This window comes from Pseudomonas sp. MF08817, assembly GCF_059862705.1.
In genome coordinates, this window is the sequence record NZ_JCBCUY010000029.1 from 1 (window position 1) to 14,881 (window position 14,881).

Consider the following 14,881-nt stretch of genomic DNA (forward strand, 5'->3'; position numbering starts at 1 on the left):
ACGTAAAAAGACGGAAGAAGAAGCGGCATCGTGACCGATGCGGTTAGAATTTAGACCCCGCGCAATCGGGTGGAGAAACCGGTCACGTTGTTAGCGAAATGACCGGTCACGATGAGCGAAATACGCATTCCACACCTTCGAAGAACTAAATGTCTGGCTTGGACAACGCTGTCGTGCGCTCTGGAACGAGTTGCTGCACCCACAGTACAACGGTCTGACGGTGGCGGACGTCCTGGAACTGGAACGGGTGGAAATGATGCCAATGCCCACGGCCTTTGACGGCTATGTCGAACGCACTGTGCGGGTCTCCAGCACCTGTCTGATCAGCGTGACGCGAAATCGCTACTCGGTGCCTTGTGAACGGGTCGGTCAGTGGGTCAGCAGCCGCCTGTATCCCACTCGGGTAGTGGTCATCGCCGATGAAACGATGATTGCCAGTCACGAGCGCCTCTTTGATCGAGACCAGGTCAGTTTTGACTGGCAGCATTACATCCCACTCATCGAACGCAAGCCCGGAGCGCTGCGCAATGGCGCTCCGTTTGCCGATCTGCCGAAGCCGTTGCTGCTTCTCAAGCGCGGTCTGAGACGTCACACCAATGGTGATCGAGTCATGACGCAGGTACTGGCGGCAGTTCCCATCGCCGGGCTCGATGCCGTGTTGGTGGCTGTGGAGTTGGTACTTGAATCAGGCAGCTTGAGCGCTGATCACATCCTGAATGTCCTGGCTCGACTGACATCGACAGCAGCCCCTCCATCTGCCGAAACCAGCCTTCAACTCAAGGTCGCGCCTGTCGCCAATACGGCGCGCTACGACCGGCTCCGTACCACCGACGAGGAGACTCGCAATGCGTGATCTTATGGCGGAACTCAAAGAACTGCGGCTGCATGGCATGGCCAGCGCCTGGGAAGAGCTGGCGTCCCAAGGAGAAGCTTCGACGGCGTCGTCGAAATGGCTGCTCGAACATCTGCTTCAACAGGAACATGCAGATCGCGCCGTACGCTCTGTGAATCATCAGATGAACATGGCCAAACTCCCCATGCATCGTGATTTGGCAGGCTTCGACTTCAGCGCTTCCAACGCAGACGCCCGCTTGGTCAGGGATCTGTCCAGCCTGGAGTTCACCGATACCGCGCAGAATGTCGTGTTCATCGGCGGGCCTGGAACAGGCAAAACACACCTGGCCACCGCCTTGGCCGTGTCCGGGATCACGACGCATAACAAACGCGTGCGCTTCTACTCCACGGTGGATCTGGTCAATTTGCTGGAGCGCGAAAAATACGAGGCTAAGGCAGGCCGAATCGCTCAAGGACTGCTTCGCACAGACCTGGTGATACTCGATGAGCTGGGGTATTTGCCCTTCAGTCAGAGCGGTGGTGCCCTGTTATTTCACCTGCTGTCCAAGCTATACGAGCACACCAGCGTGATTATCACCACCAACCTCAGCTTCTCGGAATGGTCGAGTGTGTTCGGTGACGCCAAGATGACCACTGCGTTGCTGGATCGGCTGACACACCACTGCCACATTGTCGAAACGGGCAACGAGTCCTACCGCCTGCAACACAGCAGCTTGGTCGACCAGACAAAGATCAAATCACGTGAGCGAAAGCGCAAGGACGATGACGGTACAGAGGACGATGAACCGTTTTGATCAACACCGGGAATACCCTGCCGCATGCCTGTATGCGGTGGGGCTTAGTGCCTATGTCAGCAGGACACTGCTGCTAAGCTTATCCACAGTTGCTGATGCAAAAATCAGCAATCCGCCCTGGGTCAATTTTCAACCGGCAGGGTGGGGATGCGGCGGAAATCTTGGACTACCTGGAGGTAGTTCATGTATTCATACGAAGACCGCATCCGAGCGGTCGAGCTCTACATAAAAGTGGGGAAACGCATTGGGGTAACGATTCGTCAGCTGGGCTACCCGACGAAGAACTCTTTGAAGAGCTGGCATGCAGAGTATGAGCGATGCCTCGACCTGCCGCGTGGCTACGAGAACTCGAAGTCGAAGTACTCACTGGCCCAAAGGGAAAAGGCTGTCGAGTACTATCTCGAACACGGTCGCAGCATCGCCGCTACCGTCACGGCGTTGGGCTACCCGGCACGGGATTCGTTGCGTGCCTGGATTTACGAATTGCACCCCGAGTTGCATACGCGTGTCGTTGGCCGATCTGACGGGTTGGCCCGCCCGCCAGCGATGAAGCAGTCAGCGGTCATCGCGCTGTGCACGCGAAAAGAAAGTGCGAAAGCCCTGGCTGAAAAACTAGGCGTATGTAGGCCGACCTTGTACAACTGGAAAAACCAGCTACTCGGCCCAGAGGTATCTGCATCCATGAAGCGCCGACTAGAACCCCCGTCGTCACCGGAGCGAGAAGAGTTGGAACGGCAACTCGAATCTCTCAGGCTCGACGTGCGCCGTCTGCAGCTTGAACACGACCTGTTGATGAAGGCGAATGAACTCATAAAAAAAGATACGGGCATCGACCGGCAAGTCCTGACCAACCGGGAGAAGACATTGCTGGCTGATGCCCTGAGGCAGACATACTCCTTGTCAGAGCTGCTTGAAGCGCTGGGCTTGGCCCGAAGTTCCTATTTCTACCATCGAGCCCGAATGCAGGTCGCGGAAAAATACACCGAAGTGCGTCGTGCCATGGCAGACATCTTCGAGCGCAATCATCGCTGCTATGGCTACCGACGGATGAGGGCTTCGCTGAGCCGGCAGCGCGTGCGTTTGTCAGAGAAGGTGGTGCAGCGCTTGATGAAGCAGGAGTGCCTGGTCGTCGCCAAGCCGAAACGGCGTCGATACGGTTCCTACCTCGGGGAGATCAGTCCCGCGCCGGAAAATCTCGTCAACCGGGACTTCACAGCTGTTGCTCCGAATGAGAAATGGCTGACTGACATCTCGGAGTTCCAGATCCCGGCCGGCAAGGTGTACCTGTCCCCCATCATCGACTGCTTCGATGGGAAGGTCATCAGTTGGTCGATCGGCACGCGTCCCGACGCCGAGCTTGTGAACACGATGCTGGATGCGGCCGTCGAAACGGTGGCCTGCAACGATAAACGGCCTGTTGTTCACTCCGATCGTGGCGCGCACTACCGCTGGCCCGGCTGGTTATCGCGCATCGCTGATGCGAAGCTGATTCGTTCGATGTCGCGCAAGGGCTGCTCACCTGATAACGCGGCGTGTGAAGGCTTCTTCGGCCGGCTGAAAACGGAGCTGTTCTATCCTCGCAACTGGCAGTCAACGAGCATCGAGCAGTTCATTCAGGCCCTGGACTCATACATTCGCTGGTACAACGAGAAACGTATCAAGATTTCCCTCGGCGCTCTCAGTCCCATTGAGTATCGTGAGAGCCTGGGCCTCGCGGCATAACCAGTCCAAGTTTTTGTCCGCATCCCCGGTGGGTCAGTTTTCAATCAGCGCCAACACGCATGGTACTAAATGGTACTAAGTGGCGGACCGCTTATGGCCATTCTCTACCGATCATGGTTAAAAAGCGTGCTGGTCAAATCCGATGCAATCGGTGGTCAGCGCGAATGCAAATGAGCATTAAAGTGGAGTGAAATTTCGCAAAGACTCTAAATAACTCACCATAATCTCATCCCTCTCTCAATAAACCTGTAAAATCTCAGCACTGATCAGTATCAGCGATTGAGTCGAGCTGTCAGGGATTTGTTATTGAGCAACGCCTGCTCCAATTCTCGTACACGCTCCCACAACTGAAGATTCTGTGTAAGAACTCGGTTACTTTGCTTCTGACTCATTGCAAGTTCGTACTCCAATTGCCGCAAGCTTTCTTCGAGACGTTCAATTTTTTTGCGATTTGACGACACTCCACCGTTACAAGCCTCCGCACGACAGATCTCAATCTTGGCCAGTAGCGGCCAATGAGATTTGCGCGATTTTTTTAAATAACCTCGATCGAACCCAGCCTCCAGGCTAACAATACTAGCCGTGATCTTTGCGAGATCCAACCCACCATGACCTGGCACCACAGGATTGCCATCAATAAGGCGTTGCAAGGCCTCCTCGCACGCGATCAGTCCATGGCTCATTCCGAAACCTCCACCCTATTGACCATTCGCGCCTTAAACTTTGAAAGCCGCTCAAGATCAGTCTTTGTGATTTGATACTCCCCTGAATTCTCTGTGTAATTCACGAGCTCCGCGCTTAAAGTTTCGATCACAGCATTAACCTTTTCCGGCTTGATAATTGCTTCTTCGCATGCAAGACACTCGGTGAAGTCACCAAGCAAGAAGGCGTCGCATCGGCCAATTTTTGTGCAACCACCGAGTAGCGTCGCACGATAACTAATATCGCCATTCGTTACCCGATCCAGTGTTTCAGCACGAACGCTCTCAATACATATCTCAGATCTATCTAAGCGCTTCTTTTGCTTTTCCATATAGGAGCCCGTGCCGCCGAAGAGAGGAGTGTCCCTAAACAGCACATCGGAGAGCAGTTGGTTGGCGACAGCCATTGGCATCCCCATCTGAAACTCCAGCGCAACATGCGATGGAGGCAGAACAAACTCTTTTTTCCTCGGATCGTAATATCCAAAAATCGTCCTGAGATTTTGGAACCCATTGCTATAATACCGGCTCATTTCAATAGTCATGTGTTTGTATTGGGATTTCACGCTCGGCAGTGAGACAAAGCCACTGTTGCTGGCATAGAAAGCCAGGGAGCGGCGAAATTGATGACTTGTCAGCGGCCAAGGTTGGCCAACTGCAAATTTAGCCTCACTGTAAAAATCACGCTTAGTATCGGTTTGAGATAGTTCCTGCAAGTCGGATGGCTCGATTAGCAACGAATTAACCGCAGAGAATTTTACGTTAGACGCAGCCAAAGCCCCTATACCAACTTCAGTTTTTTTATGCTTCAGAATAGCTGGATTAAGAAAAAGTGGGCAGTTCTCATCAATATTAATGTCGTACAACCTTGCAAGCCCGCGACAAATCGCCTGTGCGACTTTTACTGCTTTCACAACCTCACCCGGCGCGAACCACGACTCCGATTTTTTGTAGCCCACAAATTTTGTAGTCGCAGAAAGTAAATTTACTGCCTTAAAGCGATCACGTACTACCCCGCCATCGTCAACCACCTCCCTTATATAAATTTCATTAGCGAGACAATCATATGGCATACGCAGTACTTCCTGATCCCGCATCCCCGTATACAAGTGAACAACAAGCTTTAACACATACTGCATTCTGAGCAATACAGAACTTAAATATCTTTTTCGCCCACAAAAAAACTCACCAACAAAAACCTTATCTAAACCATGTTGTTCCAAGGCACCAGCCATAGTCGGCCTGAAACACGTCTTTCCACCAACCCCCAATGAACTCTGATTCGCAAGCTGAAGCCCATAATACTGATCATCAAAATTATGTATGAATGATTCAAAGCGATCAACGCCACCATACATTTGCTCTAACAGATCGGACAGGCTATTGATCAAACCCAAATAGATTCGGGTAGGTATAACCGGATGCTGGTAATAAGTGCCTCTATTAAATTTAAGATCCCCCGCACTGACCACTCGGTAACCCAAGCGATCCTCACCAACAAGAATCAAGGCCCTAAGAAGGCTAGAAACTAGTCTAACGATCATATGGTTGTTTTTATTCTCACTAAGGAATGACGCCAAATAAACGGGGGTAGTTAATAGCTGCCGCAATGTTAACTGGCCCACTGCCAGCTTCTGTTTCTGTCGTTCACAAAACATAAGCATCGCGCGAACCACAAACCAATAATTTGCTATAGTGCTGGCACTGAGCTTACCTATGCGCCCACCACCTACAAAGTAAATTAGGCAGTAGAGGATATATTTCGCTTCATCAATCAACAACCGTGACTCAACGTCGATAGATTCAAAAACCGTATCAAAATAAATTTTGTTCAGTTTTTTCGCACTGAGCCTGTATGGATTGAAATCCCAAATATTCTCCTTATAGACAGCCGTGGGAATACCTTCTTTATCTCGACATAAAACAAAGTCTGGCCCGGGCGCGAAATCCCCGTTCTGTAGGGCAACATCCGGTGCAAAAGCCGTAGACTTATTGACACCATCATACAAACTGCTTACAGAAACAAGACTCAAAAAACCACCCCCATCTGCTCGTAACGCTGCAAGCGACGCTCCCAAAAGCTCGTAAGCACGCCTAGTTCGTATACTCTATTTTTCATTCGCTCAACCATCTGAGCCAGCACATCCGAGCGATCTGAGATGGCATCTAATATAAACTCAACTCTGATGGATAAATCTTTAAATAACGTTTCTGCATGATTTGAATCACCTGCAGTATCACGCACTGCATTGATCACGTAGCTCAGACTAAGAAGCTTATGCACGTCTTCTTCGTCTGAGTGACAGACGTAGTGCATGCAATACAGGCAACCGTATTGGGTGCGACAGTTAGGCTCGATTATAATAGAGCCAGAATCGACAACTGGAGTCGGGGAGCTGAAAGCCTCACAATGGCCCGTAGCGATAGATATTGTCTCCTCGGGGGGATCCTCGCTACGCTCCCTCACCATCTGCGCCGCATGGCGTACAGACTCCCAATAGGTGGTGAACTCAGACTCTTGCTGCTCAATAGTAGCTTCAGCATACGCCAAAAAATTAACAGCTTTGGTATGGTTCAGTGACTCAGCCACAGTGTCTGGCGTAAAGCGGGCTGAGTGCTGCACATTGCTTTTATGCTTACGAATTTTCCTAGATGTTATATTTGGATATTTTGGATCTAGAAATACACCTGAAATTGAATTATAAAAGGTCTGCATAGATTCAGCCGCATGGAGCTTAGAATATACTCGACCAAATTCTTCCCCCTTGCTACTTATCGTAAAAAATAGCTTGTCGACAAACTGACCATCGAGAATCCACTCACGGAGTTTTAAATACTCTTTAAGCAATGGCAAGCCTTCTTTACGACCAATGACATATCCTGTCTCCTTACCGCCAGCTCGAAACTTGATGGCTTTCAGCTCTTTTTTTAACGACGACCTTTCAACCTCCAGCGCACCCTCATACTCAAACTGCTCTAACTCAGTTGGCGATGCACCAGTGATTAGCAAGAATAGGGCTGCATACGCTTTTGCCGCTAAAGCAGCCATTAAGACCCGGTCGTAATGCCGCATATTAGTGTTAGCGGCGTTAAAATTCTCACAAACCTTATCAAGCTCATACTTTATGTTTCCAACGTTAATTTCGCGTCTTTTCTCAACAAGACGCGAAATATACTCATCAAGCGTAGAAATACGCCTACGCTCCGCATTATAACAAGCGGGACCTTTACTGAGTGGACCAATCGCCCCCGACTTTGACGGAAATTTTACTATTTCATAATCCCTAATCTTCACGACGCATGGATATGGCTCATTATTAATCACAAACTTACTGTAGCAACGACCAACTGCTAAACAAACGTCTTTAAACATCTGAACATCGGACTGCCTAGGCGGCCTTATTTCGTTTCTTGTTGGCGAAATAACGAGAGCGCCACGAACTATATATTTAAAATCTTCCGGTATTTGCAATTTTACAAGCTGCTGAAAAACCTTCTGAAGTGCGTTAGCATGCCTAGGCGTAAACCTGCCATTCATTAGCAAGCCATTCAAAAAATTGGTGTAAGCAATATACGCTTTAGACGCTTGAACTGAATCACTGAATATATCTACAAACCCACTTTCATTAAGCCAATCAACAACACTCTCTAATAGTCTCCAACGGAGAAGCACTGTAGTATCGCGAAAGCCTTGAAGCCAATCGAGTAGATTTATAATCAGTTTTCGTCGACTTTTGACCAAAGATGATTCGACGACAGGAACACCTCGACCCATATGATCCCTAGACGTCACGGCACGTTTGCAGTAGGCAAGACTTCCGATATCAATAGGTGTTTTTTTAACTCTTTCATCTCCAAGCTGTAAGCGCAACAATTCAGGGTGCAGAAATTCACGGCCAATTTGATCACGAGTAATAACGTCTGTATCTCGGAACACCATTTTGCCTTGACTATTCATCTTCTGCACTCAGCCTCATATCAGTACAGCTACCAAAAAACAGTGTTGACTCATAAAGCTCCTGAGCCACTAGTTTCTGAGGTAACATCTTGAACAACTGCAAGTAATGCTCAGTCATTTCACGTGAGGCGTGGTGCAAACGTTCTCTTATAAAATCAATGTCGTCGCCTGGCTGCATAACACCTGCCGCAATCAAATCACGCAGGCGCTGGTACAATTGAAACGCGAAAGTGGCTCGTAACCAATGAAACGTGAAGTTCTCGGGAAACTTAGCAGACGCATTCTTTAGTAGTTTTCGCTTAATAGTATCTGCCACCTGCCCCGTAGGCCGTGACTTCACCACTGGATACCGAGGGTCGTCTTTCGCCATGTAATAGCAGCCGCCTTGATCAGAGAGAAAAACATACATATCGTCCTCACCCATGAAAAAGCCCGGATATTTTTTCGCCAGATGCTCACGCAACTTGGCTCGCCGTTTCTTCATCATAGGACTATAAGCCAAAACCTTTAGCTCCTCGACTAACTGTTTTGGTAGGTGCAATCGCTGGCTACGATCTTTCTTTGTATCAATGCCCGTTCCTGGGCCAGCATACAAAAGATAAGTACCATCGGCCTGCAAATTTTCCGACGTAAAACTCTTCAAATGCTTAAGGCGTATCGTCAAAACTGTCTGCTTACGCGCCCCAGTCATCAATGCCGTAAGCAGAATAAGACGTTCCGTAGCTGACCACTCTTTGCTTTTCAGCATTTCCATGAGTTCGTCCAGCTCGGTATTCGAGAGGGGTCGCAGTTCTTCCCCGTCTTCTCGGATATAACCTATTGATACCAAACTTCTGGGAGGCTTCGACTTCGTTTGACTGCGTTTCTCAGCCACAATCACTTTAGCCGCCCCATATGAGTTCTTTACATTAAATTTAATCTCTTTTACCGAGTCAACTCTTTGCATATCAATATCATGCCAATTGGCACTTACAAACCTGTAAAAATCAAATACAACGCCTGTGTACTGATTAACAACAGCCGCACTACGCTTATTTTCACTCACCAAATGAGCGAAGTATTTATATGTTGGTCGTAGCGCAGGACGACGGCCTGAAAAATCCAGCCAATCAAGTCCTTCGTCCTCACAATAGATTAGATAGTCCAGCAATTTGCTGGCCCGGCGTCGGGCCTCATCAGTAGGTCTATTAGTTAAAGCTTTTTCTTCAATTAACCCCCGAAGGTATGAATTAGCCTCAAACCACGGATCGCCGTTCCTGTGAAATAGGAAAGGAAAGTTGTAGATATCGCCTGAACCGTTTAATGCGCCGACTTCATTGACCTGATAAAGCAACTTCGAATCAGATCCTTCAAGCGGCATCTCGATTGAGCCGTTTGGCTTTTCGGTGATGTACAGGCTGGCATAAGCGTCCCGCACCTGGGGGATCAACACCAAGCGGCCTTCGTAACGCGGATTGGAATAGGACATGACTCACCCCTGAAGAAGTGAGTCAATTCTGAACGTTAGGTGTTAGTACAGAAACCCTACCTGTCAATTTCCTTCTTGTTAAGCGATTCAACCCATGGGTCCAACTTATGGAATAGTTTGGGGTAGCGGCCCTTGAGGTCTTTTTTCACTTCGGCGTAGGTGCTGCGCCAGAAGTTGGCCAGGTCCTGGGTGACTTGCACCGGGCGGCGCGCCGGGGATAGCAGGTGCAGCTTGACCACTTGGCGCCCGCCGGCGATGCGCGGGGTGTCGGCCAGGCCGAACAGCTCTTGCAGGCGTACGGCGAGGACGGGCGGGTGTTCGCTGTAGTCCAGACGCACCGAGGAGCCCGAGGGCACTTTCAGGTGATGGGGCGCCAATTCGTCCAGGCGCTGCGGCAGCGGCCAGGGCAGCAGGTTGTGGACGATGCTGGGCAGTTGCAGGTTGGCGAAGTGGCTCAGGCGCGAAACCTTGCCCAGGTACGGCAGCAGCCATTGCTCCAGGCCCGCCAGTAACGCGGCGTCGCTCACATCCGGCCACGGGCTCTGGCCCTGGGCGTCGAGGTCGAGTTGGCGCAGCAAGGCAACGCGCGCCTGCCATTGGCGCAGTTCGGGGGTCCAGGGCAGCAGCTCCAGACCTTTACGCCGCACCAGGCCCACCAGCGCCAGGCTGCGCGCCGCTTCGTCCAGGCCCGTCAGCGGCTCGCGGCTGAGCACCAGTTCGCCGACCTTGCGCTGGCGTTCGGCGCGCAGCACGCCTTCGCGTTCGTCCCAGTCCAGTTGATCCACGGTGCGCACCTGCTCGGCGAGCACCGAGTCGAACAGCGCCGGGTCGAAATCGGCGGCCAGGTAGATGCGCTCTTCGCGCTGGCCCTGGCGGCTGCCCAGGTCGGCGATCACCAGCCAGGGCTGTTTCATCAAGCTATCGGCTTCGGCGAACAGAGCGGCGCGGCCGTTGGCCAGGCGATATTCGACGCCGCCGGCGCGGCGTTGCTGGGCGACGCGGTCGGGGTAGGCCAGGGCCAACAAGGCGCCGAGCCAGCGCGGGTGGGCCGGGTCGGCCACCGGCGCCTGGGCCTGGGTGCGCAGGTAGCCGCGGTACTGGCGCGCCAGTTGCCGCGCCCGCTGCACCCCGCCCTGGGCAGCGCGTGCGGCCCGTTGTTCGCCGCCCAGCAGCGCCAAACGGCTATGCAGGTCAGCCCCGGCGCCGCGCAGGATGTCGCGCTCGCCCAGCAACGCGGCGACGTCGCAGGCCATATCCGCCAACCCCAGGGCCTGGCCGCGCAACAGTAAGTGGGCGATGCGCGGGTGGGCCGGCAGCTCAGCCATGGTTTGGCCGTGGGCGGTGAGCTTGCATTCGCCGCTGCCCGCACCCTGCAGGGCGCCGAGGCGTTCGAGCAGGTCCTGGGCCTGGGCATACGCGGCGGCGGGCGGTTGGTCGAGCCACACCAATTGCCCCGGCGTCACACCCCAGCGCCCCAGTTGCAGGGCCAGGGCGGCTAAATCCGCCGAAAGAATCTCAGCACTGCCATAAGCCGCCAGTTGTTCGTGCTGGTCTTCGGACCACAAGCGGTAGCACACGCCCGGCTCCAGCCGCCCGGCACGCCCGGCCCGCTGGGTGGCGCTGGCACGGGAGATGCGCTGGGTGTCCAGGCGCGTCATGCCGCTGCCCGGGTCGAAGCGCGGCACCCGCGCCAGCCCAGCGTCGATCACCACGCGCACGCCGTCGATGGTCAGGCTGGTTTCGGCGATGTTGGTGGCCAGCACCACTTTGCGCTGGCCGGCGGGGGCCGGGTCGATGGCTGCGCGTTGCGCCGCCAGGTCCAGTTCGCCGTGCAGCGGGCAGAGCAACACGATGTTTTGCTCGCCCAAAGCATCGGCCAGTTGCTGGTGTACGCGGCGGATTTCCGCTTGCCCGGGCAAGAACACCAGCAGGCTGCCGGTCTCGTCATGCAGCGCTTCAAGGATGGTCTGCACCAGGCGTGGCTCAATGAACTCCCCGGCCTGGAACGGCCGCCCCCAGCGCATCGCCACCGGGTACATGCGGCCCTGGCTGCGCAAAATCGGCGCGTCGCCCAGCAAGCTGGCCAGGCGCTCGCCTTCCAGGGTGGCGGACATCAGCAGGATTTTCAGCGGTTGCTCATCGCGAAACAGCTCCCGGCCATTGAGGCTCAGGGCCAGCGCCAGGTCGGCGTCGAGGCTGCGCTCGTGGAATTCGTCGAAGATCAGCAGGCCCACGCCTTCGAGCGCCGGGTCGTCCTGCAGGCGCCGGGTGAGGATGCCTTCGGTGACCACTTCGATGCGCGTGTTAGGGCCGACCTTGCTGTCCAGGCGGATGCGGTAGCCCACGGTTTGCCCGACCTTTTCCCCCAGTTCGCTGGCCAGCCGCTCGGCCGCCGCCCGCGCCGCCAGGCGCCGGGGTTCGAGCATGAGGATGGTTTGCCCGGCCAGCCACGGCTCATTGAGCAGGGCCAGGGGCACGCGGGTGGTCTTGCCGGCGCCGGGCGGCGCTTCGAGCACCGCTTCGTGGCGTTCGGCCAGGGCGGCGCGCAGCGCGGGGATGACGTCATCAATAGGCAGGGAAATCATGCTGGCTCCAAAACAGAGCGGCGAGTATAACGGCGAACTGCGCGGCGTTAATCAGGGTCTGAACGGTTCAGGCCCTGCCCTTTTACTGTTGGCCGCATCTTTACCCAGGAGATTGTCATGCGTATCCCTTCCCGCCTCGTCGGTGGCGTTCTGCTCGCCACTCTGGTGACCCAACTGGCCGCGTGCGGCTCGATTTTCTACCCCGACCGGCGCGGCCAGATCGAAGGCCGCATCGACCCGCTGGTGGCCGGGCTCAACGCTGTGGGCCTGTTGTTCTACGTGATCCCGGGGCTGATCGCCTTCGCCGTCGACTTCGCCACCGGCGCCATTTACCTGGAACCGGGCAAGACCGCGCAGATCGACCCGCAAAAACTCCAGCCCGCGGTGAACGCCGATGGCCAGGTGGACAGGCAAAAGCTGCAAGCCATTCTTGAAACCGAACTGGGCCGCAGCTTCCCGTTGGACGACCCGCGCCTGATCCAGCACAAGGGCAGCGCCCAGCAATTGGCGATGTACGCCCTACCGCCAGCGGCCTGAACCGCCTTCCAAGGAGCCTGATGGCTTATGACCAGTAGCCCCGAACACGCCCGTTTGTTGCGCCTGGCCACCCGCGCTTCGCTGGCGGTGGCCTCGATCCTGATTGTCAGTAAGGCCATCGCCTGGTGGCTGAGCGGCTCCGTCAGCCTGCTGGCGGGGCTGACGGACTCGATGCTCGACGGTGCGGCGTCCTTTCTCAACCTGCTGGCGGTGCATTACGCCTTGCGCCCGGCCGATGACGGCCACCGCTACGGCCACGGCAAGGCCGAATCCCTCGCGGGTATGGCGCAGGCGCTGTTTATCGCGGCGAGTGCGGTGCTGGTCGCGGTACAAGCCATCGATCGCCTGAAAAACCCTGAGCCGTTGGGTGCGCCGTGGATTGGCATCGGCGTGATGCTGCTGTCCCTGGCGCTGACCGTGGCGCTGCTGATGGTGCAACACCGGGTGATCCGCGAAACCGGCTCCACGGCGGTGCGCGCCGATTCGCTGCACTACCGCTCGGACCTGCTGCTCAACAGCAGCATCCTGGTAGCGCTGGTGCTGGCCAGTTTTGGCTGGCAACAACTGGACGCCTGGTTCGGCCTGGCGATTGCTGTGTACATCCTCTGGAGTGCGGTGCAGATCGCCCGGGAAAGCCTGGCGGTGCTGATGGACGAAGAGCTGCCGGCGGATGTCAGCCAGCACATGCTGGAGCTGGCCTGTGGCGTGCCCGGCGTGCTCGGCGCCCATGATCTGCGCACGCGGATCTCGGGCAATCACTGGTTCGTGCAGTTGCACCTGGAGTTGCCGGGGGAGCTGACCCTGTCGGTGGCCCATGGCATCAGCGACCGCGCCGCTGAGGCGATCCACGCCGCCTACCCGCGGGCCGAAGTGCTGGTGCACGCCGACCCACAGGAAGTGGTCCAGCGTCAGTAGGTCACCTGGTAGCCCCGTGAGGCAAGGCAACCGCCCTGCGCCTGGCGGTAGGCCTGCACCACCGCGGGCGCCGGGGCGTAGGTGACGGTAGCGGGGTCGAAGCCGCTTTGCTGCACCGCCCAGCGGTAGCAGTCGTCACCGTCCTGTTGGACTTGCTCGGGGCTTTGGCCATTGGCCGGGTAGGCGAGCACGTCATAGCCATTGCTGGCCGGTGGCGGCGGTTGCACCGGTTCCTGCACCACCACGTACTGGCGGGTGTCCGGCTCGTAGAGGTAGTAGGCGCCGGCGGCGAGGAAAAACAGCGAGCCGCCGATCCACATTTCCCGCGCATAGTCGGGCAAGTAGCTCACACGGATGCCGTAGGGCGGGCGCACCACCACGTAGCGCGGGCCTTGCGGGCGATACCAGTAGCCAGCGGAGTAGAAGTAGTCCTGGCCGTGATAGGGCACCCGGTAGTTGCGCTCGGGAAAGCGGTCCGTCTCATGGCCGGGGCGGTATTGCGGGCCGGGGCCCCAGCCATTGCCATGGCCGCCCGGGCGCCCCGGCCAGCGGTTGTCGCCAGGGCGCGAAGTGCCGTAGTACGAATCGCCAGGGCGCCGCGGCACGTCCTGGTAGTAGCCGCGCTGAGGGTCTTGGGTTTGGCGCACGCTGTCGGGGCGGCTCTGGATCGGCAAGTTGTTTTGCGGTGCAGGGCGGCCCTGGGCGTTGGGGTCCTGGGGTGGTGAATAGAGCTGCTGGCCAGCGCCCGATGGCCGATTTGGCTCGAATTGGCGGCTGTTGTCGCCACGGATGATCTCGTTGCTCTGCCCCTGCTCACGCGGGCCGCCCTGCTGCGGCCCGCGGCCGTTATCCCGCTCGTCGGCCAGCGCTGGGGCGCCCACGCCCATGCACAGCAAACCAACACCTGCCAGACGCCAGATGCGCGACTTCATGCTCTTCCTCACTGCAATTGGGGGGATGTGCTGCATCAGACTGGCATAGCCTGCCACTGTTGCCGCGACAGGTTAGCAGCGCGGCGGGTTATTTCGCAGACAAGAAAAAGGGAGACCCGTCGGCCTCCCTCTGAATGCTTCGTCCGTGCTCGGCGCTTATGACGCCGGCTCACCTCACGCCGTCTTCTGGACAGTGTGTAGCCCGGGGGCCAACTCAGCCCCTGTGGGGGTGGTGGCCGCGGCTGGCCTGATTCGGCGGGCCGCTGTGGACTGTTTGTCCGGGCAGTGATTCTGTTGCAAAGCATAGGCTTGGCGCGCCAGCAGAGGATTGCGAAGATTGCGGAAATAAACATAGCTTGCGCAATTTTTTACTCCAGACAGATAATTCGCCGCAATAGTTATGACAAAGGCCTA

The 14,881-nt window shown here is 55.7% G+C and carries 10 protein-coding genes and 1 pseudogene; 5 read left to right on the forward strand and 6 right to left on the reverse strand.

The window, feature by feature from the left end; all coding sequences use genetic code 11:
- Nucleotides 1-127: 127 nt before the first annotated feature.
- The 3 genes and pseudogenes from AC19YR_RS17870 to AC19YR_RS17880 all read left to right on the forward strand — a co-directional run.
- Nucleotides 128-853, forward strand: a pseudogene (locus AC19YR_RS17870) (Mu transposase domain-containing protein); the annotation flags it as partial.
- Nucleotides 846-1,649 (forward strand): IS21-like element helper ATPase IstB, encoded by an 804-nt coding sequence (gene istB / locus AC19YR_RS17875; protein ID WP_182341123.1) that lies wholly within the window; start codon nucleotides 846-848, stop codon nucleotides 1,647-1,649. The pseudogene AC19YR_RS17870 and the gene istB, both read left to right, overlap by 8 nt.
- 183 nt (nucleotides 1,650-1,832) lie before the next feature.
- Nucleotides 1,833-3,371, forward strand: a complete 1,539-nt coding sequence (locus AC19YR_RS17880) for an IS3 family transposase (RefSeq protein ID WP_133076947.1) — start codon at nucleotides 1,833-1,835, stop codon at nucleotides 3,369-3,371.
- Between the two features lie 272 nt (nucleotides 3,372-3,643).
- Here AC19YR_RS17880 and AC19YR_RS17885 read toward each other — a convergent pair whose 3' ends face one another.
- The 5 genes from AC19YR_RS17885 to hrpB are packed head-to-tail and all read right to left on the reverse strand — an operon-like array spanning nucleotide 3,644 to nucleotide 12,083.
- Nucleotides 3,644-4,054 (reverse strand): hypothetical protein, encoded by a 411-nt coding sequence (locus AC19YR_RS17885; protein ID WP_500599503.1) that lies wholly within the window; start codon nucleotides 4,052-4,054, stop codon nucleotides 3,644-3,646.
- A complete protein-coding gene (locus AC19YR_RS17890; protein ID WP_500599505.1) occupies nucleotides 4,051-6,105 on the reverse strand; it encodes an integrase in 2,055 nt (684 codons plus the stop codon). The genes AC19YR_RS17885 and AC19YR_RS17890 overlap by 4 nt, the downstream gene beginning before the upstream one ends.
- Nucleotides 6,102-8,030 carry a hypothetical protein gene (locus tag AC19YR_RS17895; protein WP_500599558.1) on the reverse strand — a complete coding sequence of 643 codons (1,929 nt, stop codon included), beginning with the start codon at nucleotides 8,028-8,030 and terminating at the stop codon, nucleotides 6,102-6,104. Before AC19YR_RS17895 ends, AC19YR_RS17890 begins: the two co-directional genes overlap by 4 nt.
- The gene (locus AC19YR_RS17900; RefSeq protein ID WP_500599507.1) at nucleotides 8,023-9,498 is read right to left on the reverse strand and encodes a site-specific integrase; all 1,476 of its coding nucleotides are present in this window, start codon (nucleotides 9,496-9,498) and stop codon (nucleotides 8,023-8,025) included. Before AC19YR_RS17900 ends, AC19YR_RS17895 begins: the two co-directional genes overlap by 8 nt.
- A gap of 56 nt (nucleotides 9,499-9,554) precedes the next feature.
- Nucleotides 9,555-12,083: an ATP-dependent helicase HrpB gene (gene hrpB, locus AC19YR_RS17905; protein ID WP_500599508.1), complete on the reverse strand. Its 2,529-nt coding sequence runs from the start codon at nucleotides 12,081-12,083 to the stop codon at nucleotides 9,555-9,557.
- 117 nt (nucleotides 12,084-12,200) lie between these two features.
- Between hrpB and pmcY the strand changes: the two genes are divergently transcribed.
- On the forward strand, nucleotides 12,201-12,620 hold the full coding sequence (gene pmcY / locus AC19YR_RS17910) for a periplasmic Zn2+ metallochaperone PmcY (protein ID WP_095109580.1): 420 nt from the start codon (nucleotides 12,201-12,203) through the stop codon (nucleotides 12,618-12,620).
- A 27-nt stretch (nucleotides 12,621-12,647) separates the two neighbouring features.
- Nucleotides 12,648-13,535, forward strand: coding sequence for a cation diffusion facilitator family transporter (locus AC19YR_RS17915; protein WP_095109581.1), 888 nt, complete (start codon nucleotides 12,648-12,650; stop codon nucleotides 13,533-13,535).
- Here the strand turns inward: AC19YR_RS17915 and AC19YR_RS17920 are convergent.
- A complete protein-coding gene (locus AC19YR_RS17920) occupies nucleotides 13,529-14,467 on the reverse strand; it encodes a DUF6515 family protein (RefSeq protein ID WP_500599510.1) in 939 nt (312 codons plus the stop codon). The two genes, AC19YR_RS17915 and AC19YR_RS17920, sit on opposite strands and share 7 nt — an antisense overlap.
- Nucleotides 14,468-14,881: the final 414 nt, after the last annotated feature.